The 18,465-nt window shown below is 74.8% G+C and carries 18 protein-coding genes; 13 read left to right on the top strand and 5 right to left on the bottom strand.

Annotated features, from left to right (window positions below; all coding sequences use genetic code 11):
- The first annotated feature begins 76 nt into the window (after nucleotides 1-76).
- The 4 genes from ABZ452_RS02480 (at nucleotide 77) to ABZ452_RS02465 (ending at nucleotide 3,031) form a co-directional block, all read left to right on the top strand.
- Complete coding sequence (locus tag ABZ452_RS02480) at nucleotides 77-598, top strand: SigE family RNA polymerase sigma factor (RefSeq protein ID WP_357938122.1); 522 nt, start codon at nucleotides 77-79, stop codon at nucleotides 596-598.
- Nucleotides 595-1,539 carry a hypothetical protein gene (locus ABZ452_RS02475; RefSeq protein WP_357938120.1) on the top strand — a complete coding sequence of 315 codons (945 nt, stop codon included), beginning with the start codon at nucleotides 595-597 and terminating at the stop codon, nucleotides 1,537-1,539. The genes ABZ452_RS02480 and ABZ452_RS02475 overlap by 4 nt, the downstream gene beginning before the upstream one ends.
- 87 nt (nucleotides 1,540-1,626) lie before the next feature.
- Nucleotides 1,627-2,187, top strand: coding sequence for a helix-turn-helix domain-containing protein (locus tag ABZ452_RS02470; protein WP_357938118.1), 561 nt, complete (start codon nucleotides 1,627-1,629; stop codon nucleotides 2,185-2,187).
- Nucleotides 2,180-3,031 (top strand): SRPBCC domain-containing protein, encoded by an 852-nt coding sequence (locus tag ABZ452_RS02465; protein ID WP_357938116.1) that lies wholly within the window; start codon nucleotides 2,180-2,182, stop codon nucleotides 3,029-3,031. Before ABZ452_RS02470 ends, ABZ452_RS02465 begins: the two co-directional genes overlap by 8 nt.
- Nucleotides 3,032-3,096: 65 nt before the next feature.
- On the opposite strand, the gene ABZ452_RS02460 is transcribed toward ABZ452_RS02465, so the two are convergent.
- Both ABZ452_RS02460 and ABZ452_RS02455 read right to left on the bottom strand, forming a co-directional pair.
- Nucleotides 3,097-4,299 (bottom strand): sigma-70 family RNA polymerase sigma factor, encoded by a 1,203-nt coding sequence (locus ABZ452_RS02460; RefSeq protein WP_357938114.1) that lies wholly within the window; start codon nucleotides 4,297-4,299, stop codon nucleotides 3,097-3,099.
- Nucleotides 4,300-4,304: 5 nt separating this feature from the next.
- Nucleotides 4,305-4,625 (bottom strand): YciI family protein, encoded by a 321-nt coding sequence (locus ABZ452_RS02455; RefSeq protein WP_239543214.1) that lies wholly within the window; start codon nucleotides 4,623-4,625, stop codon nucleotides 4,305-4,307.
- A 129-nt stretch (nucleotides 4,626-4,754) separates the two neighbouring features.
- On the opposite strand from ABZ452_RS02455, the gene ABZ452_RS02450 reads away from it, so the two are divergent.
- From ABZ452_RS02450 to ABZ452_RS02440, 3 genes are all read left to right on the top strand, one after another.
- Nucleotides 4,755-4,988 (top strand): zinc-ribbon domain-containing protein, encoded by a 234-nt coding sequence (locus ABZ452_RS02450; RefSeq protein ID WP_151465241.1) that lies wholly within the window; start codon nucleotides 4,755-4,757, stop codon nucleotides 4,986-4,988.
- A 224-nt stretch (nucleotides 4,989-5,212) separates the two neighbouring features.
- Complete coding sequence (locus tag ABZ452_RS02445; RefSeq protein ID WP_357938112.1) at nucleotides 5,213-6,292, top strand: hypothetical protein; 1,080 nt, start codon at nucleotides 5,213-5,215, stop codon at nucleotides 6,290-6,292.
- A gap of 103 nt (nucleotides 6,293-6,395) precedes the next feature.
- Nucleotides 6,396-7,913 carry a hypothetical protein gene (locus tag ABZ452_RS02440; RefSeq protein WP_357938110.1) on the top strand — a complete coding sequence of 506 codons (1,518 nt, stop codon included), beginning with the start codon at nucleotides 6,396-6,398 and terminating at the stop codon, nucleotides 7,911-7,913.
- 28 nt (nucleotides 7,914-7,941) lie between these two features.
- On the opposite strand, the gene ABZ452_RS02435 is transcribed toward ABZ452_RS02440, so the two are convergent.
- Nucleotides 7,942-8,895 carry a S41 family peptidase gene (locus ABZ452_RS02435; RefSeq protein ID WP_357938108.1) on the bottom strand — a complete coding sequence of 318 codons (954 nt, stop codon included), beginning with the start codon at nucleotides 8,893-8,895 and terminating at the stop codon, nucleotides 7,942-7,944.
- A gap of 56 nt (nucleotides 8,896-8,951) precedes the next feature.
- Between ABZ452_RS02435 and ABZ452_RS02430 the strand changes: the two genes are divergently transcribed.
- From ABZ452_RS02430 to ABZ452_RS02410, 5 genes are all read left to right on the top strand, one after another.
- Nucleotides 8,952-9,470 (top strand): helix-turn-helix domain-containing protein, encoded by a 519-nt coding sequence (locus ABZ452_RS02430; protein ID WP_357938106.1) that lies wholly within the window; start codon nucleotides 8,952-8,954, stop codon nucleotides 9,468-9,470.
- Between the two features lie 136 nt (nucleotides 9,471-9,606).
- Nucleotides 9,607-11,886 (top strand): EAL domain-containing protein, encoded by a 2,280-nt coding sequence (locus tag ABZ452_RS02425; protein ID WP_357938104.1) that lies wholly within the window; start codon nucleotides 9,607-9,609, stop codon nucleotides 11,884-11,886.
- A 127-nt stretch (nucleotides 11,887-12,013) separates the two neighbouring features.
- Nucleotides 12,014-12,646: a hypothetical protein gene (locus ABZ452_RS02420; RefSeq protein ID WP_357938102.1), complete on the top strand. Its 633-nt coding sequence runs from the start codon at nucleotides 12,014-12,016 to the stop codon at nucleotides 12,644-12,646.
- A gap of 152 nt (nucleotides 12,647-12,798) precedes the next feature.
- A complete protein-coding gene (locus tag ABZ452_RS02415; RefSeq protein ID WP_357938100.1) occupies nucleotides 12,799-13,557 on the top strand; it encodes a MerR family transcriptional regulator in 759 nt (252 codons plus the stop codon).
- Nucleotides 13,558-13,607: 50 nt separating this feature from the next.
- A complete protein-coding gene (locus ABZ452_RS02410; RefSeq protein WP_357938098.1) occupies nucleotides 13,608-13,892 on the top strand; it encodes an antibiotic biosynthesis monooxygenase family protein in 285 nt (94 codons plus the stop codon).
- A 48-nt stretch (nucleotides 13,893-13,940) separates the two neighbouring features.
- On the opposite strand, the gene ABZ452_RS02405 is transcribed toward ABZ452_RS02410, so the two are convergent.
- Both ABZ452_RS02405 and ABZ452_RS02400 read right to left on the bottom strand, forming a co-directional pair.
- The gene (locus ABZ452_RS02405; RefSeq protein ID WP_357938096.1) at nucleotides 13,941-15,458 is read right to left on the bottom strand and encodes an SLC13 family permease; all 1,518 of its coding nucleotides are present in this window, start codon (nucleotides 15,456-15,458) and stop codon (nucleotides 13,941-13,943) included.
- Between the two features lie 46 nt (nucleotides 15,459-15,504).
- Entirely contained in the window at nucleotides 15,505-17,046 is a 1,542-nt protein-coding gene (locus ABZ452_RS02400) for a gluconokinase (protein WP_357938094.1), read from the bottom strand.
- A 255-nt stretch (nucleotides 17,047-17,301) separates the two neighbouring features.
- Between ABZ452_RS02400 and ABZ452_RS02395 the strand changes: the two genes are divergently transcribed.
- On the top strand, nucleotides 17,302-18,465 hold the full coding sequence (locus tag ABZ452_RS02395; RefSeq protein ID WP_357938092.1) for a hypothetical protein: 1,164 nt from the start codon (nucleotides 17,302-17,304) through the stop codon (nucleotides 18,463-18,465).

Below are 18,465 nucleotides of genomic sequence, written 5' to 3'. Positions count from 1 at the left end.
CGGCCTTTGGTCGTGCAACCGGAAGTCAACCTTTGGGCCCGTCCCGTCGTCCTTGGTGACGACGAAAGGAGAGCCGGTGTGGCGGAAGAAGCGCTTTGACGGGCTGGACACCCTCGTCGCCGAGCGCGGCGGTGCCCTGCTCGCGACGGCGGTGCTGCTGACCGGTAGCCGGGTAGCCGGGGAGGACCTGGTGCAGGCGGCGCTGGAACGGCTGATGCGCAACTGGCACCGGGTGCACGGCGACCGGGAGGGCTACCTGCGCCGCACGCTGTACCACCTGGCGGTGGACCGCTGGCGGCTGCGCCGCCGCCGGCCGGAGGTGCTGGCCGAGGTGGAACCGCCCGGCCAGCCGGACGGCACCGACGCGCTGCACCTGCGGCAGGCGCTCGTCCAGGCGCTGGGCCTGCTGCCGCCCCGGCAGCGGGCGGTGCTGGTGCTCCGCTTCTGGGAGCAGTGCAGCGAGGCGGAGGCCGCCGAGCTGCTCGGCTGCTCGGTCGGCACGGTCAAGTCGACCACCTCCCGGGGACTCGCCCGGCTACGTGAACTCACCGCGGACTGGGCGCTCGAAGGCGCCGGCATGAACGGAGCACGCAGATGACCACCCACCTTGAGGACCAGCTCGTCGCCGGGATGCGGGACCAGGCCGCCGGCCTGACGCTCACCCGTGACGTGCTCGGCGCGGCCACCCGCCGCCACCGGCGGCGCACCGCCCTGCACCGCACCGCGTACGCCGCGGGGGTGGTCGGGGTGGCCGGGGCGCTGACCGCGGCGCTCACCGTCGGCGCCGGCAACCCCGGTGGCCGGACCGGCCCGTCCGGACCGGTCGCGGGCCGTCCGGCGCCCGCCGCGAGCCCGCAGTCACCGCAGCTGCGCCTGGCCGCGGCCGCGGCGGCCAGCGAGAACATCAGTTACCGGGTGAAGGTCACCACCACCTCGCTGGACGCGCCCCCGCCGGAGGGCGAGCTGCCGGAGCCGGTGAGCCGGCGGTGGGTCACCAAGGGTGCCTTCGATCCGGCCACGGCCACCGGCTACCTCGATTCGCCGTACACCGGTCTGCGGCCGGCCGTCGCGGCGGGCCCGGAGCACCTGCGGCTGATCGGCGGCGTCCTGTACTTCGGCGGCCGGGACGGCCGGGATCCGGACAACGGGAAGATCGTGTGGAGCCGGTCCCCGGACCGGCAGGACAGCCTCGACTACGACATGGCGATGGGTGGCCGTCTCGGTGCCTCGGCAAGCCCGGAGGCGCTGCTCCGGGTGCTGAACCGGGCGGGCGCCACGGTCACCGAGCAGTCGCCCGGTCGCTACCACTTCGACGTCTCGGCGCCGGATCCCTCCAATGAGATCCTCGCCGACCGTCTCGTCGGCGAGGTGACGGTCGGGGCGGACGGCCGGATCGCGACGGTGGCCTACGACCGGACCTCCCGGATGCTCCGGACCAAGGACTTCACCTCCCACCTCAGGGTCGTCATCGAGCTGTCCGGCTACGGCCTGCCGGTGTCGGTCAAGGCGCCGGCCCACGCCTACGTCATGGGCAAGTAGCTCGCCACGAAAGGCCGCGCGGACGCCGCGCGGCCTTTCGCCGAACCTATTGACAAAGAAGTTTTGTACGTACAAACTGATTTTGCCATGAGAGACGTCCTGTACCTGGAAGAGCGCGAGCAGGCCGAAGCCCTGCTCAAGCCGCAGCGGATCGAGGTGCTGCGGCAACTCGCCGAGCCCCGCACCTGCACCGAGATCGCCGCACGGCTGGGGCAGACGCCGCAGCGCGTCTACTACCACGTCAAGCAGCTGGTCGCGGCCGGGCTGGCCGAGCAGGTCGCCGAACGGCGGGTGCGCGGCATCAGCGAGGGCATCTACCAGGCCGTCGCCCGGTCCTACTGGCTGTCCCCCCGGCTCGTCGGCCGGATCGGCGGGGCGCGCCGGGCGCAGGACGAGCTGAGCCTGGGCTACCTGCTCGACCTCATGGAGGAGGTCCAGGCGGATGTCGCCGCGCTGGACCGCACCGCCCCCGAGTTGCCGTCGATCGGTGTCTCCGGCGAGATCCGGGTGCCCGCCGAGCGGCGGCAGGAGTTCCTGCACGACCTGCAGTCGACACTGCAGGACCTTTTCACGCGCTACGGCGGCGGCGAGGGGGACGCCTTCAAACTCGCCGTGGCCTGCTACCCGAAGGGCGACAACCATGAGTGACCTGCTGACCGTCCGGGCCCGCCTCGCCGCGCCCGTCGAGACCGTGCGCCGCGCGCTGACCGACCCGGCCGAGCTGCGCGTCTGGCTCGCCGAGCACGCCGAGGTCGACCTGCCCGAGCGCTACGCGTTCTGGGGCCGCCACACGCCCGAGGGCGCCGAGCCGCACCAGCGCCTGCTGCACGCCGACGAGCGGACGCTGCGCTTCGCCTGGACGCTCGACGGGGTCGAGACCACCACCGAGTTCGAGCTGGCGCCGGAGGACGGGGGCACCCTGCTGACCCTGCGGCAGAGCCACTTCAGCTTCGAGGAGGCGATGAGCGGCAGCAGCATCCGCGGCGTCCTGCAGACCTTCTGGGCGCTCGCGATCGCCAACCTCAACGCCCACCTGGAGGGGCGCCCGCTGCTGCCGCGCACCGACTTCACCTCCGCCGACCTGCGCGGTGAGCTGCTCATCGACGCGCCCATGGACAAGGTGTGGACCTCGCTCACCGACTCCGACCAGGCCAGCGCCTGGTTCGGCTTCCCGATCGGCATCGAGCCCTGGGTGGGCGGCCGCTACGCCATGGGCGGCTTCGACGCCGGCTACGCGGCCAAGGTGGTCGACCTGACGCCGGGCAAGGCGCTGTCCGTCGACTGGGGGCCGACCGGTGTCAGCACCTGGGAGCTGGCCGACTCCGGCGGCCGGACGAAGCTGACCTTCGTGCAGTCCGGCTTCGACGAGGGCAACCCGCCGTACGCGGCCTGGACCGGGACCGTGGCCGGGCTGGCCGAGCTGCGCCGCTTCCACGAGATGGCCGACTGGCAGCCGATCTGGCTGGCCGAGGAGATGCCGAGCAACGCCTGAGCCGTGCCGCGCAAGGAAGGGCTCTTCCCGACGCCTCAGGCAGCGGAGGGGCCCTTCCTGATGCCTCAGGGCGACAGCTCGGCGGCCCGGCGGAGCAGCGCCCGCCGCTCCGGGTCGGAGCGGACCGCGTCGGCGGCGGCCCGGAACAGCGCGGCGGCGCGTACCGGGTCGCCGCCGCGGGCGGTCAACTCGGCCTCGGCCGCCGTCGCCGGCGGGTAGCCGTCCAGCGCGCCACCGTCGCGGGCCTCGGCGAGCAGGCCCAGCCCCGCGGCGGGGCCGTACGCGTACCCGTGGGCCACCGCCCGGTTGAGCCGTACCACCGGGGTCGGTTGCCGCCTGACCAGCGCGTCGTAGCAGCCGGCGATGGCCGGCCAGTCGGTCTCGGCGGCGGTCGGCGCGGTGGCGTGCGCGGCGGCGATCCGGGCCTGGAGGGCGTACGGGCCGTCGCCGGCCCCGTCCAGCAGCGCGACGCCCTCGGCGATGGCGGCCCGGTCCCACCGGGCGCGGTCCTGCTGGTCGAGGGTGAGCAGGTCGCCGGACGGGTCGCGGCGGGCCGCCCGGCGGGAGTGGTGCAGCAGGAACAGGGCGAGCAGCCCGGCCGCCTCGGGCTGGTCCGGCATGAGCGTGTGCAGCAGCCGGGCCAGCCGGATCGCCTCGGCGGCGAACGCCGGCTCGCCGTCGGCGTCGTACCCCCGGGTGAAGAGCAGGTAGAGCACGGCCAGCACGCCCGGCAGGCGCTCGACCAGCGCGGGCCCCGTCGGCACCCGGTACGGGACGCCCGCCGCGGCGATCCGGGCCTTGGCCCGGGTGAGCCGGCGGGTCATGGTCGACTCGGTGACCAGGAAGGCGCGGGCGATGTCGGCGGTCGGCACCCCGGCCACCGTGCGCAGGGTGAGCGCCACCCGGGCCTCCAGCGCCAGCGCCGGGTGGCAGCAGGTGAAGATGAGCCGGAGCCGGTCGTCCACCACGTCTCCCTCCGGTCGCGCGGGCTCGGGGTCGGTGAGCAGCGCCAGATCGCGCAGCTTGCGGCGTTCCACGCTGGCGCGGCGCAGCACGTCCACGGCCCGGTTGCGGGCGACGGTCATCAGCCACCCGCCCGGGTTGTCGGGCACGCCGTTGCGGGGCCAGCGTTCCAGCGCCGCGGCGAGGGCCTCCTGGGCGCAGTCCTCGGCGAGGGTCCAGTCGCCGGTGACGCGGATCAGGGCGGCCACGATCCGCGGGTACGCCTCGGCGCCCGCGTCGGCGACCGCCCCGGCCGCGTCGGCCACCCGGATCAGTCCTCCACCAGCGGGCGCAGCTCGATGCGCCCGGCGTACGCCATGGGGTGGGCGCGGGCCACCTCGACGGCCTCGTCCAGGTCGGCGCACTCCAGCAGGTCGAAGCCCACGATCACCTCCTTGGTCTCGGCGAACGGGCCGTCGCTCAGCAGCAGCTCGCCGTCGCGGACCCGGACGGTGGTGGCGGCCGACGGGGGCGCGAACCGGCTGCCGGTCAGCCGCTGGCCGTTGGCGTCCCGCTCGGCCACCCACTTCTCGATGTCGGGTGCCGCGTCCGGGTTCCGGTCGGGCTGGGTGTCGGTGCAGACGAGCATCATGTACTTCATCGCTTCACTCCTGTCGGTCGTGCCTCTGTCCACCCTGACGAACACCGGGCGCGCATCCGGACAGCGGCGGGGAAAATTTCTGGTGGTGATTTCCGGGGCCCGGCGGGGTAATGCCGGGCGATGTTCTTCATCTTCGGGCTCCGGACCAAGGTCGACCGGTCCGGCGTGGTCACCCAGGTCTGCCGCAACTGTGGCAACCGGGCCGCCCAGGTCATCACCCGGCGGGCCACGAAGTTCACCCTCTTCTTCATCCCGCTGATCCCGGTGCGCACCCGCTACACGCAGCAGTGCACGTTCTGCGGCGCGCAGTACGACGTCTCCCGGGCCGAGGCCGAGCGCCTCCCGGTCGGCTGACCGTGGCGCGTTTCCTCTGCTGGCTGATCGGCCGCCAGCCGGTCACCCCGCCGGCCGCGCCGGTGCACACCGTCTCCCGGCCGCCCTGCACCCCGGGTCGCCGGCGCCGCCGCCGCAGCCGGCCCACGGCGGGCGCCCAGTCACCCCGCTCACCCTGGAACCGGTCGGCCGGCCGCTGAGCGGCGGCGGGCCGCGGGGGCGCGCAGCGCCTATCCTGGGCGATCATGACGGACACCGCGCAGCGCCTGGCCGAGATCCGGGGTGACGTGCCGCCCCGGCGGCACAACGCCCGCACCATCGCCGCGCTGACCGGCAACCCGGGCTGCACCCGCCGCGCGGTGCTGGACGGCGCCGGGGTCGACAAGCCGAAGCTGGCCGAGCGGGTCGGCTTCCCGGCCCGGTTCGGCCAGTCCCGCTTCGCCATCACCCGGGGCAACGCGTTCGAGGCGCAGGTGAAGGCCGATGGGGGTGCGGAGCTGCTGCGCCTGGTCGCGGAGCGGCTGGGCGTGCCCGTGCCGGACGGTGCCACCTGGACCGACCTGGGCGGCGACGAGGACCGGCCGGAACGGTCCCGCGCCGCGCTCACGGCGTCCGGGGACGGGCCGGCGCTCTTCGACCATCCGCTGCTCGGCCTGGACGTCGCCGGCCGCCGGGTGAACCTGGAGCCGGACCTGGTGGCCGCCCGGCTCGCCGGCCGCTTCCACGTCGTGGAGATCAAGTCGTTCCCGATCATCGACGGCCAGGCCGACCCGGCCAAGGTCGCCGCCGCCGCCATCCAGTCCGCCGTCTACGTGCTGGCGCTGCGCGACCTGCTCGCCGCCGAGGGGTGGGACCCGGACCTCGTCTCGCACGAGGTGGTGCTGGTCTGCCCGCGCGACTTCGCCAACCGGCCGGTGGCGAGCCTGCTCGACGTGCGCAAGCAGTTGCTGGTGCTGCGCCGCCAGCTCGACCGGATGGCGCGGATCGACGACCTGCTCGCCGCCGTGCCGGCCGGGTTCACGGCCGACGTGACCGCCGACCCGGCCACGCTGGCCGGCGCGCTCGCCGGCGTCCCCGCCAACTACGCGCCGGACTGCCTGGCCGCCTGCGAGCTGGCCTATTTCTGCCGGCAGGAGGCGCGCGGCCACACCGGCGCACTGGGCCGGCCGGTCCGGGAGGCGCTGGGCGGCGTCGCCGAGGTGGCCGACGTGCTGGCGCTCGCCGCCGGGGAACGTGCCCCCGAACCGGAGCAGGCGGAGGCCGCCGCCCTGCTGCGGGCCGCCGCGCGCCTGCGCGCCGACGCCCTGGCCGGGAACCCCGCATGAGTACGCCCCGACCCCTCGGCCGGACACCCCGGATCGCTACGCCCCGGCAACCCGCCCGGGCACCCCGGATCGCTACGCCCCGACGCCCCGGCCGGAGCGCCCGGTGAGCACGCTGCGCGCCCTCGCGCAGGCGCAGGCGGTCGCCGCCGGGGTGGCCCAGCCGGTGGCCACCGTCCGGCACCTGCACCTGTCCGACCGCCCGCTCGTGCTCGTGCCGCTCGCCCTGGCCGGCGAGGCGAACGCCCCGCTCGCCGCCCTGGTCGGCGCCGCGCCCGACGAGGCCCGGCTGCTGGTGGTGCCGCAGCCCCGCAACCGCGACCAGCGCTTCGCGTTCGCGGCCGAGCTGGCCGGGATCGTGCTGCCCTACCTGGACGAGTTCCGGGACCGCACCGAGGCGGTGCCGGTCGACCGGGGCCGGGACGTCCGGCACCGCTACGTCGACGCCCCGCAGGTGCTGGTGCCGAACCCGGCCGGGATCACGTTCCTGCGGCTGTTCGGCCGCTCCACCCGGTTCCGCCGGCCCGACGGCGAGTACCCGGTGCACCCGTCGGTGCCGCTGCTCGGCCGGTGGCTTACCTTCTTCGCCGAGCGCGCCGAGCACCCCGGCTCGGCGGCGCTCGTGGCGCTGACCGACGCGCTGACCCTGCACTGGGCGACCGGGCAGAGCGCCGTGGAGGACCTGCACCTGCCGGCGCTGCTGGGCTGGCTCGACCCGCCGCCCGGGCTGACCGGCGCCGAGGCGGCCGCCCGCGCCGAGGACCCGACGCGTTGCCCGCCGGCCGGTCCGGCCACCGACCCGGACTTCGACAACCACCGGCTCGCGCCGGCCATCGAGGCGTACACCCGCGCCGAGGACGACCCGGTGGCCCGCGCGACCGCGTACGCGGAGCTGGGGCGGCTGCTGCGTGACCAGCTGACGCCCACCTGGGAGCTGATGTGGCGCGGTGTCGGGTTGCTCCGCGCGCTGCCCGCCGGGGCGCGGGTGGCCGGCCGCTGGGACGGCGACCGGGACGCCTTCACGGCGCACGCCGAGCACGTCGACGCCGGTGGTGGCCCGCAGCCGCGCCGGGACGGCGCGGTGGCCGCGGCGACGCGCCTGCACCGGCTGGAGCGGGCGCTCGCCTCCTACGCCGTGCAGCGCGCCTACGACGATCCGCTGGTCATGGCCGAGCACCGGCTGGCCGGGGAGGCGTTCGTCGGTGACGTGACCCTGGCCGACCCGAAGCGGGTCGACGACACCGGCAAGCGCCCGGTGCTGCGTCCGCGGATCCAGGTGGTCACCACCGAGCCGGTGCTCGTCCCGGTCGGCGCGACGCTCTACTCCCCGGCCCGGCCGGGCCAGAAGGCGAAGGTGGTCTTCGTGACCCCGGCCGCGGACGGCAAGACCGAGGTGGTGCTGGAGCTCTCCGGCGGGATGGGCCGGGGGCTGACCGCCGCGCCGGGCAGCGTGCCGGAGGTGGGGGAGCGGCTCTGCCTCACCACCCTGTCGGACGGCTTCCTGCCGGCCGGCGCCTTCCCGGCCCCGGAGGAGACGCCGTGGACCCACGGCGGCCCTCCCACCACGGCGCCCGCCCCCGCGGACCCGGTCCCGGCCGCCGACGCGGCCGAGGACTGGTCCTGACGCGAGCCCGGGCGGCCCGCCCGCGACATCAGGCGAGGGCGGCCAGGGTCTCGCGCGCCTCGGCCGCCGTCGGCCGCCGCGGGTCCGCCGCCAGCAGGGCCTCCAGCGCCTTCCGGTACGCGACGTCGCGCGCCGCCCCGGCCGGCGTCTCGACGTCGGGGGCGACCCCGCAGCCCTCCCAGTTGGTGCCGCTCGCCGCGTTGACCGGCCGGGCCACCGGCACGGTCAGCTCCAGGTGCGGGTGCAGGCGGTGCCCGACCCGCGGGTGCGCCCCGCCCCGGGTCCGCTCGCCGACCACGGTGGCCCGGCCGAGCTGCTGGAGGTCGTACGCCAGCTCCTCGCCGCCGGAGAACGTCTCCGGGCCGGTGAGCACGAGCACCGGCTTGTCGGGCGCGTAGCGGGGCACGGGCAGCCAGGCGGCGGACCAGTACTGGTGGGTGGTCCCGGCCCGCTCGTGCATGGTGTGCAGGTGGGTCGGCTCGGCGAAGAACCAGCCGCAGACCAGGGCCACCATGTCGGGGCTGCCGCCCCGGTTGCCGCGCAGGTCGAGCAGGAGCGCGTCGGTGCCGGCGAGCAGCCGCAGCGCGGCGGTCACGAGGTCGCCGGCGAGGTGCGGCGGGAAGAGGTAGGGCGCGATCTCCAGCAGCCCGACGTTGCCGGGCAGCCGCTCCACCCGGGCCACGCCACCCATGGTCAGCGCGGCGAGCTGGACGAACTGCGCTTCGGCCGGGTCGTCGGCGACATCGGCCAGCGGCGTCTCGTGGTGCTTGAGCCGCAGGTGCAGGTCCCCGTTGGCGGCCTGGAGGTCGGTGGTGACCAGCGCGCCGAGGGCCGCCGCGTCGGCCGCCCCCGCGTACGCCCCCTCCCGGAGCCGGTCGCCGAGGTGCGCGGCGATCCGGCCGGCCACCTCCGGAAAGACGTACTGCTCGGCCACAAGTTTGGCGGCCCGCTCGACAATGTCGGTGATCTCGTCCTGGCGCATGTCCCGAGTAGAGCAGGCCGGTTGACAAAGCGTCAAGAGAATTAGACGCTTTAGCGGTGAACCACGAGACCGAACTGGAGGTCCGCACCGCGGCCCACTTCAAGGCGCTGGCCCACCCGTTCCGGCACCGGCTGCTCTTCGCACTCGGATCCGGGCCGGCCACCATCAGCCAGCTCGCCACCGGCCTCGGCGCGGCCAAGGGCACGGTCGCCCACCACCTCAAGGTGCTCACCGACGCCGGCATGGTCCGGGTCGCGCACACCCGCCAGGTCCGCGGCGGCACCGAGCAGTACCACGAACGGGCCTTCCGCCGACTGGTCGGCGAGACCGGCGACGCCGGCGCCACCGGCGCGCTGTTCGGCGCGGTCGCCGAGGAACTGGCCCACGACCCCGACCCGTTGCTGCACCTGCGCCACCTGCGGCTCACCCCGGCGCAGGCCGAGCGGCTCCGGTCCACCCTGGACGTGCTCGTCGGCGAGGCCGAGGAGGCCGGACCGGACCAGCCCCGCTACGGCGTCCTGGTCTCCCTCTACCGTCGCGCCGACCCCGTGCACCCTGGCCCGCCGGGGCGGTGACCGACGCCGATCGGCTCTGGCGGCGGCACCGGGGGCTGACTAGGCTTGCGCCGTTCGCCGTCCGCAACCGGTCGTCATCGACGAGGGTGCACGCCCCGAGAGAGAGCCGGAGCGAATCGTTGTACCGCAGCAGCACGTGAGCCTCGCCGCCGTGGCGCCGGCCCGTCGCCCGCTCTCCGGCCGTGTCGGGCTCGTCGCGGCCTCCCTCGTCGTACTCGGGGAAGCGGTGTGGCTGGTCGCCGGCCTGCCGGGCGGGGCCCTGGTCAGCGACCTCGGCGCGGTGACGCTGGCGAGCTGGGCGGCGGTGGCCTGCGTCGGCGTCGCCCGGCGGCACCCGGCCCCGCTGCGCCGGTTCTGGACGCTGCTCGCGGCCACCATGGTCCTCGCGGCGCTCGGCCGGACCGTGTGGACGGTCGAACGGCTGGGCGGGCACGACCTGCCGCACACCCCGCTCGTCGGCGGGCTGTTCACCGCCGGCATCGTCACCGGCACCGCCGCGCTGCTCTGCTCCGTGGCGGCCCCGCGCAACCTGGTCGGGCAGGCCCGCACCCTGCTCGACGGGGTGATCGTCGGGCTGGCCCTCATCCCGATCGGCTGGGTGGTCGTGTTCCGCGACCTCGCCGCCGCCGACCTGGCCGATCCGCTGCGCACCTTCGGGCTGCTCTACCCGATGCTCGACCTGATGCAGCTCACCATCCTGGTGGCGGTCGCCGGGCCACCCCGCCCGATGTGGCGGGCGCTCACCGTGATCGGGGTCGGCCTGGCCACCCGGGCCGTCGCCGACGCCGTCTACGTCTCCCTCGTCGCGCACGGCAGCTACGCCCCCGGCCACCCGATCGACGTCTGCTGGCCGCTGAGCTACCTGCTCATGGGCCTCGCCACCCGGTACCCGCACCCGCCCTCCTGCCCCGAGGAGGAGGACACCGGCGACTCGCCGCTGCCGCCCTGGTGGCGGGTCGCCCTGCCCTACCTGCCCGTGGGCGGCGCGATCGTCGCCGTGGTGCTCTCCCGCCGGCCCACCGGCCAGACCCCGCACCTGATCTTCCTCGGCATGATGACGCTGCTCGGGGTGCTCGCGCTGCGCCAGGGGCTGGCCGCCAACGAGAACCTGCGGCTGGTGGCCCGGCTGCGCCGGCTCGCGTACTCCGACCAGCTCACCGGCCTGCCCAACCGGCTCACCTTCACCCGGCGGCTGCGCCGCGCCCTGCGCGACGGCGGCCCGGTCGCCGTGCTGCTCCTCGACCTGGACGGGTTCAAGCAGGTCAACGACCGCTTCGGGCACGCCGCCGGTGACCGGCTGCTGAGCACCATCGCCGAGCGGATGGGGGACGCGACCGGCTCCGACGGGATGATCGCGCGGCTCGGCGGCGACGAGTTCGCCGTGCTGGTCGCCGGGGACCGGCCGGTGCCGCCCGAGCGGCTCGCCGTCCGGCTCCTCGCCGCCCTCGAACCCCTGCCCGGCGAGGAGGACCTGGGCGTGCACCCCTCGGCCAGCATCGGCATCGCCGAGTACGGCCCGCAGCACACCTCCCACACCGACCTGCTCCGCGACGCCGACATCGCCATGTACGCGGCGAAGGCGGCCGGCAAGTCCGCGTACCGGACCTGTACCCCGCAGCTGCGGGAGTCGGCGGTGACCCGGGCCGAGCTGATCGCCGACCTGCGCCGCGCGGTCGACGAGGGGCAGCTGTTGATGGAGTTCCAGCCCATCGTCGACCTGTCCACCTGCGCGGTACGCAGCGCCGAGGCGCTGGTCCGCTGGCGGCACCCCCGGCTCGGGGTGCTCACCCCGGCGCGGTTCCTGCCGCTGGCCGAGGAGACCGGGCTGATCATCGCGATCGACCGGTGGGTCATCCACGAGGCGTGCCGGGCGGCGGCCACCTGGCGCGAGCACTCTCCCGAGGTCACCGTGGCGGTCAACATCGCCGCCGCCCACCTGCGCCGGCCCGACCTGATCGCCACGGTCACCGAGGCGGTGGGCGTGGCCGGCCTGCCACCCCGCGCCCTCACCCTGGAACTCACCGAGTCGGCGCTCATCGAGGGGAGCGAGGCGGTGCTCGACCGGCTGACCCAGCTCCGCGACCTCGGGATCGGCATCGCCATCGACGACTTCGGCACCGGCTACTCGTCGCTGAGCTACCTGCACCGGATCCCGGCCACCGAGCTGAAGATCGACCGGTCCTTCGTGGCCCGCCTCGACGCCGACGACGCGCGGGCGTACGCCACGGTGGAGATGGTCAACCGGCTGGCCGGCGCGTTCGACCTGGCCGTCGTGGCCGAGGGCGTGGAGACCGGCGGCCAGCACGCCGCGGTGACCGCGATCGGCTGCCTGCACGGCCAGGGCTGGCGCTACGGCCGCCCGGTCGCCCTGCCCGAGCTGCTCCACGCGCTCACCCCGGTCGACGCGGCCCGCTGACCGGCCCGGCCGGCGGCGGGTCGAAGGTCCCGGGCAGGACAGGGGATTCGGCCCTGCTGACGGTGCCCGGTCCACCGCCACGATGGTGTCAGCAACCGACGGACACCATCCATACAGGAGTTCAGACATGAAGCGACGGACACTCGACCTGTTGTTCAGCATCGGTGGGCTGGGCCTCGCGGTCCTGCTGCTCGTCGTCGGCGTCGTCCTGACGACCAACGCGAACTTCGCCAACCGCTACGTGCACGACCAGCTCGCCGCCCAGCACATCAGCTTCACCCCCGCCGACAAGCTGAGCGACGAGGAGAAGAAGTCGGACTGCCTGCGCGAGTACGCCGGCAAGCAGCTCACCACCGGCAAGCAGGCCGAGTGCTACGCAAATGAGTACATCGGCCTGCACCTGAAGTCGATCGGCGGCGGCAAGACGTACGCCGACCTGGGCGCGCCGCAGACCGCGCTGCGCGAGCAGGTGGCCCAGGCCGAGCAGGCCAACGCCGCCAACCTGGCCGACCTGCAGAAGCAGCTCGCCGACGTCACCGCCCAGCGGGAGACCGTGTTCAAGGGCGAGACCCTGCGCGGCCTGCTGCTCACCTCGTACGGGTTCAGCGAGTTCGGCCGCAAGGCCGGGCAGGGCGCCCTGGCCATGTACCTCGGCGCGGCGCTGCTCCTGCTGCTCTCGGTCGCCGGCTTGGTGCACGCCTTCCGGACCCCGTCCAGCGAGACGTTCGCCGCCCCCGAGAAGGAGCGGGTCACCACCTGACCCGGTCCCCGATCGCCCCCGGCCTCCCGTCCCCCTCGGGGGAGGCCGGGGGCGATCGCCGTTTCGCGCCGGGCGGGCCGTGCGGGCCGCAGAATCGGGCTTGACCCTCACGCAACGGGAGGCGGGAGCCTTGGTCGCGGAAGGGAGGAACCATGGCGTACACGGTGGGTCAGGTGGCGCGGGCGGCCCGGGTGACGGTCCGGACGCTGCACCACTACGACGAGATCGGGCTGCTCTCGCCGGGCGGCCGCACCGCGGCGGGCTACCGCCGCTACGACGACGCGGACCTGGAACGGCTGCAGCTGATCCGGGCCTACCGGGAGCTGGGGTTCCCGTTGGAGGAGATCGCCGAGATCCTCGACGACCCGGGCGGCGACCCGCTGCCGCACCTGCGCCGGCAGCACGAGCTGCTGAGCGGGCGGATCGGGAAGTTGCGGGACATGGTCGCGGCGATCGAACTCGCGATGGAGGCGAGAAAATTGGACATCCAGCTCACCCCGGAGGAGCGGTTCGAGGTGTTCGGGGACTTCGACCCGGACGAGCACGCCGAGGAGGCCGAGCGGCGCTGGGGCGGCACCGACGCGTACCGGCAGTCGACCGAGCGGACGGCCCGCTACGCCAAGGACGACTGGCTGCGCAACAAGGCCGAGAACGAGGAGTGGGGGCGGCGGATCACCGAGCTGATGGCGTCGGGCGCGCCGGCCGACTCGCCGGAGGCCATGGCGCTGGCCGAGGAGCACCGGCAGCTCATCAGCCGGTGGTTCTACGACTGCTCGTACGAGATCCACACCGGCCTCGCGGACATGTACGTGGCCGACCCGCGGTTCACCGCGTACTTCGAGAGGATCCGGCCGGGGCTGGCCGCGTACCTGAACGAGGCGATCCACGCCAACGCGATCAGCCGGGCCTGATCCGCCCCGGGTGCCAGGATGGGCCGGACGGTTCAGCCTCGGGAGGTCATGTGTTCATCGTCGCCGGCACCCTCTACGTCGACCCGGCCCAGCGGGACGCCTACCTGGCCTCCTGCACGGACGTCGTCCGGGCGGCCCGCTCGGCGCCGGGTTGCGTGGACTTCGCGGTGAGCGCGGACCTGGTCGAGCCGGGCCGGATCAACGTCTACGAGCGGTGGGAGTCCGACGAGCAACTGCTCGACTTCCGCGGCTCCGGGCCGGACGGGGAGCAGGCCGCGATGATCCTCGGCGCCGAGGTGCACCGGTTCCGCATCTCCGGCGTCGAGGCACCGTGACGCGGGCGCCCGACCGGCCGGGTCGGGCGCCCGCGCGGCACGCGGCCGCTACAGCACCAGATCGAGCAGGAGGACGCCGGCGAAGCCGACCACCGAGATGATCGTCTCCATCACCGACCAGGTCTTGATGGTCTGCCCGACGGTCAACCCGAAGTACTCCTTCACCAGCCAGAAGCCGGCGTCGTTGACGTGCGAGAAGAACAGCGACCCGCAGCCGATCGCCAGCGCCAGCAGTGCCACCTCGGGGCCCTGCAGGGTGGCCGCGAGCGGCGAGACGATGCCGGCGGCCGTGATGGTGGCGACGGTGGCCGAGCCGGTGGCCACCCGGATGCCGACCGCGACCAGCCAGCCCAGCAGCAGCGGCGACAGGTTCGCGCCCTCGGCGGCGTTCGCGACCAGGTTGCCGACGCCCGCGTCGACCAGGACCTGCTTGAAACCGCCGCCGGCGGCGACGATCAGCAGGATGCCGGCGATCGGCGGCAGCGAGCCGCCCAGGAAACCGGAGACCTGGCTGCGGCTGAATCCCGTCCGGTAGCCCAGGAAGATCATCGCGAAGATGACGCCGGCCAGCAGCGCGACGATCGGGGTGCCCACGATGTCGAGCGCCTTCCGGCCGCCGGTGTCCTCGGCCAGGGTCAGCTCGCCGATCGCGCGCAGCAGCATCAGCACGACGGGCAGCAGCACGGTGACCACGGCGGCCCAGAGCGCCGGTTCGCGGCGGGAGCGCCGGCCCACCGGCTCGTCGATCGGCGCGCCGGGGCGGCCGGTGCCCGGGTTGACCAGGTCGTCCTCGGTGACCAGGTCGCCGTCGGCGTCGAGGCGGCCCTCGCCGGGGCGGGTCGGCCGCCGTTCCCCGCCGGCGGCGAGCGGCTGCCGGGTGGGCAGCAGCGCCTCCGGGGCGGTGGCCGGCACGTAGCGGGCGATGAAGTTGCCGAAGACCGGCCCGGCGATGATCACCGTGGGGATCGCCACCAGCAGGCCCAGGGCCAGGGTCTGGCCGAGGTTGGCGCCGAGCGCGTCGATCGCGACCAGCGGGCCGGGGTGCGGCGGCACGAGGCCGTGCAGCACCGACAGGCCGGCCAGCGCCGGGATGCCGATCTTGATAAGCGGCACGTCGACCCGGCGGGAGACCAGCAGCACGATCGGCACCAGCAGCACGACGCCGACCTCGAAGAAGAGCGGCAGCCCGATCAGCGCGGCCACCCCGGCCATGGCCCACGGCAGCGCGCCGCCGGAGACCCGACCGACCACCCGTTCCACGATGCTGTCCGCGCCGCCGGACTCGGCGAGGAGGCCGCCGATCATCGCGCCGAGGGCGATGAGCAGGCCGACGCCGCCGACGGTGGAGCCCACCCCGCCGCTGAACGAGGTGACGATCTTGTCGGCGCTGACCCCGGCGACCACCCCGAGCACGGCCGCGCCGAGGATCAGCGCCAGGAACGGGTGCACCTTGCCCCAGGCGATGAGCACCACCACGGCGGCGATGCCGAGCAGGGCGGCGATGACGAGCTGGGTGTCACCGGCGTTCGTGAGGGGTTCCGCCGGTGCGGCGAGCAGTGTGACCACGGCAATCACGACCTTCGGTAGTCGTCCGTGCCTCCGGGACGGGCGATCACTGGGGAGGAGCGGTGGGTGGTGGCTCCGGCGGCAGGCTCGGGGCCAACCGCCGCAGCGACGCGAACGTCGGCACGAGCGCGTCGTAAAGCTCGGAGAAGAGCGGCAGCAGGGCCGCGTACGTGGCGGCGGAGGCGGGGTCCGGGCGGACCGTCTCCTCGATCCGGACCAGGTCGGCGGCCACCTCGATCGACTCGATCAGGCCGAGCGCCTGCATGCCGAGCAGGGCCGCGCCGAAGCTCGAACCCTCGTGCCCGGCCGGGAAGCGCACCGGCATGCCGAGCGCGTCGGCGAGGATCTGCCGCCACAGTGGGCTGCGGGCGAAGCCGCCGCTGGCGCGGACCTCGCGTACCTCGTTGCCGGCTGCCCGGACCGAGGCGAGGACCAGGGCGAGCTGCTGGCAGACCCCCTCCAGCGCGGCCCGCACCAGGTGCGCCCGGCCGTGCCCGTGGGTCAGCCCGACGTACGCGCCGCGGGGCAGCGCGCTCCAGTGCGGCGCGCGCTCGCTGAGCAGGTACGGCAGCATGATCAGCCCGCCGGAGCCGACCGGCGCCCGGGCGGCCAGGTCGAGCAGCTCCTCCTCGGCGCGCTCACCCAGCTCGGGGGCGAGCGCCTCGTTGGCCCACTGAAGGACGATCCCGCCGTTGTTGATCGCCCCGCCGACCACCCAGCGGTGCTCGGTCAGGGCGTAGCAGAAGACGCCGCCGAGCGGGTCGACGCCGGGCCGTTCCACCATCACCCGCATGGCGCCGCTGGTGCCGATCGAGCAGGCCACCTCGCCGGGATGCACCGCGCCGATCCCCAGGTTCGCCAGCGGCCCGTCGCCGGCGCCCACCACGAGCGGGGTGTTCGCGGGCAGTCCGGTGGCCCTCGCCGCCGCGGCGGTCAGGCCGGGCAGCACGTGGGTGGTGGGGACGAGCTGGGGAAGCTGCTCCTCGGTGATCCCGGCGATGCGCAGCGCCTCGGCGTCCCAGGCCAGCCGGTGGATGTCCATGAGCCCGGTGGCGGAGGCGACCGAGTGGTCGGTGACCAGCGCCTCGGCCAGCCGCAGCAGCACGTAGTCCTTGATGCTCACCCAGTGCGCGACCCGCTCGTGCAGCTTCGGTTGCTGCTCGGCGAACCAGACCAGCTTGGGCAGCGGCGCCATCGGGTGCACCGGCGTGCCGGTGCGGCGGTGGATGGCCAGCCCGGAGGGTACGGCGCGCAACCGCTCGGCCTGCGCGCTGGCCCGCGAGTCGGCCCAGGTCACCGAAGGGGTGAGCGGGGTGCCGTCGGCGTCCAGCCCGATGAGGCTGTGCATGGCGGTGCTGAACGACAGCCCGGCGACCGGCACGCGCAGCTCCTCGACCACCGCCCGGATCGACCCGACCACCGCGTCGAAGATCCGTGCCGGGTCCTGCTCGGCGTACCCCGGTTGCGGCTCTTCCAGGGGATAGGCGATCGAGTGGGTGGCGAGCTGCCGGCCACCGGTGTCGTACGCGACCGCCTTGGTGCTGGTGGTGCCGATGTCCACCCCCACCACGACGGCCGGGTCGCCCACCGGTGCACCTCCCTCGCGTGCCGGGGGTCGCGGCGCGTCCCGCCCTGCGGCTGACGTTACCGACGCACCGACCCCCTCGCACGGCGAAGCGGCGCCGCCCGGGGCGCGGCCACGGGACGCGGAACATTCCGCCTTCCGTGTCGCGCAATCACCCTTTCGGTCAATTTGGCGACTTGTGCGTGTCTTGGCACCCCCGCGCCGCAGTTGACATGAATGACACCCCGATTGGTGGGCTCGCGCGGCGGAGGAGTCGGCGTGGCGATGACTGATTCGACGGGTTCCACATGGCGTTACCGGTGGGCGCACCGGCAGAACGACCGGCGGCAGCGGGTTTTCCGCGCGGCCGACGAGGCGTGGCGGCGCCGTGACGACGAGCTGCGGCGGCTGCGTGCCCTCGCCGGGTCCTTCCACGGCTCCACCGAGGCCGGCGACGGCCTGCCCATGGAGCTGGGCCCCGGCGAGGTGGTCTTCTGGACGCTGCCGGCCGCGCAGCTCGTCGAGGTGCGGCACACCGCCGTGCTGCCGGCCCCCGAGCTGACCGTCGACCCGGAACCGCCGATGCTGCGCCCGCGCCGCCCCGAAGGCGTCAAGGTCGCCGACGCCGGCCTCGCCGTGCTCACCAACCGGCGCCTCGTCCTGCTCGGCGGGCGGGGCCGGCGCGACTGGACGTACGGGCGGATGACCGGGCTGTCCCACGACCCGGGGGCGCCGGTCACGCTGATCCAGGTGCTCGACCGGCGGCGTACCTCCGGTCTGCTGCTGCCCACCGGCGCGGTGGCCGACTTCCGGTTCAAGCTCACCCTGGCCTTCGCCGACGCCATCGAGCAGCGCGCCGCGGTCGTCGCCCAGCTCGACGAGCTGATCGCGGAACACGAGGCGGTGCGGCCCACCCGGCCGGCCGTGCTCACGCCGGCCCAGGCCCGGGTCTCCGCGCTGCTCCCCGGTGGCCGGCGGACCGTCGCGGTCGGCGTGGCCCTCGCCCTGATCGTGCCGGCGATGCTCTTCGAGTCCGACCCGCCGGTGCGCCCCGGGTCGGACATGGCCGCCGCGGCCACCCCGGAGGCCACCGCCAGCCCGGCGCCCCCGCCGGTGGCCCCCGCCGTCCAGGTCAAGCCCAGCCCCGGGCCGCAGCGCACCCGGCCCGCGCCGGCCGCGCCGCCGGCCCGGAGCGCCACGCCGCGGCCGGCCGCCGAACGCCGCTGCGGTGCCCCGGCCAACCCCTACGGGTACGACTTCTGCGGCGGCTCCCGCATCCGCAAGCCGGCCCGGGCGGTCTGCGACTGGTTCGACTGCGTGCCCGGCTTCTGGTCCGGCCGCGGCTGGCTGGTGCAGTGCCGCGACGGCACCGTCAGCCTGACCGGCGGGCGGCGCGACGCGTGCGCCGGCAACCAGGGCTTCCGCCGGACCTTCTGGACCTGA

The sequence above is a fragment of the Micromonospora sp. NPDC005707 genome (genome assembly GCF_040631005.1).
Lineage (GTDB): Bacteria > Actinomycetota > Actinomycetes > Mycobacteriales > Micromonosporaceae > Micromonospora.
The sequence above is the reverse complement of the archived record's forward strand: the minus strand, read 5'-3'. Positions and strand labels throughout refer to the sequence as shown.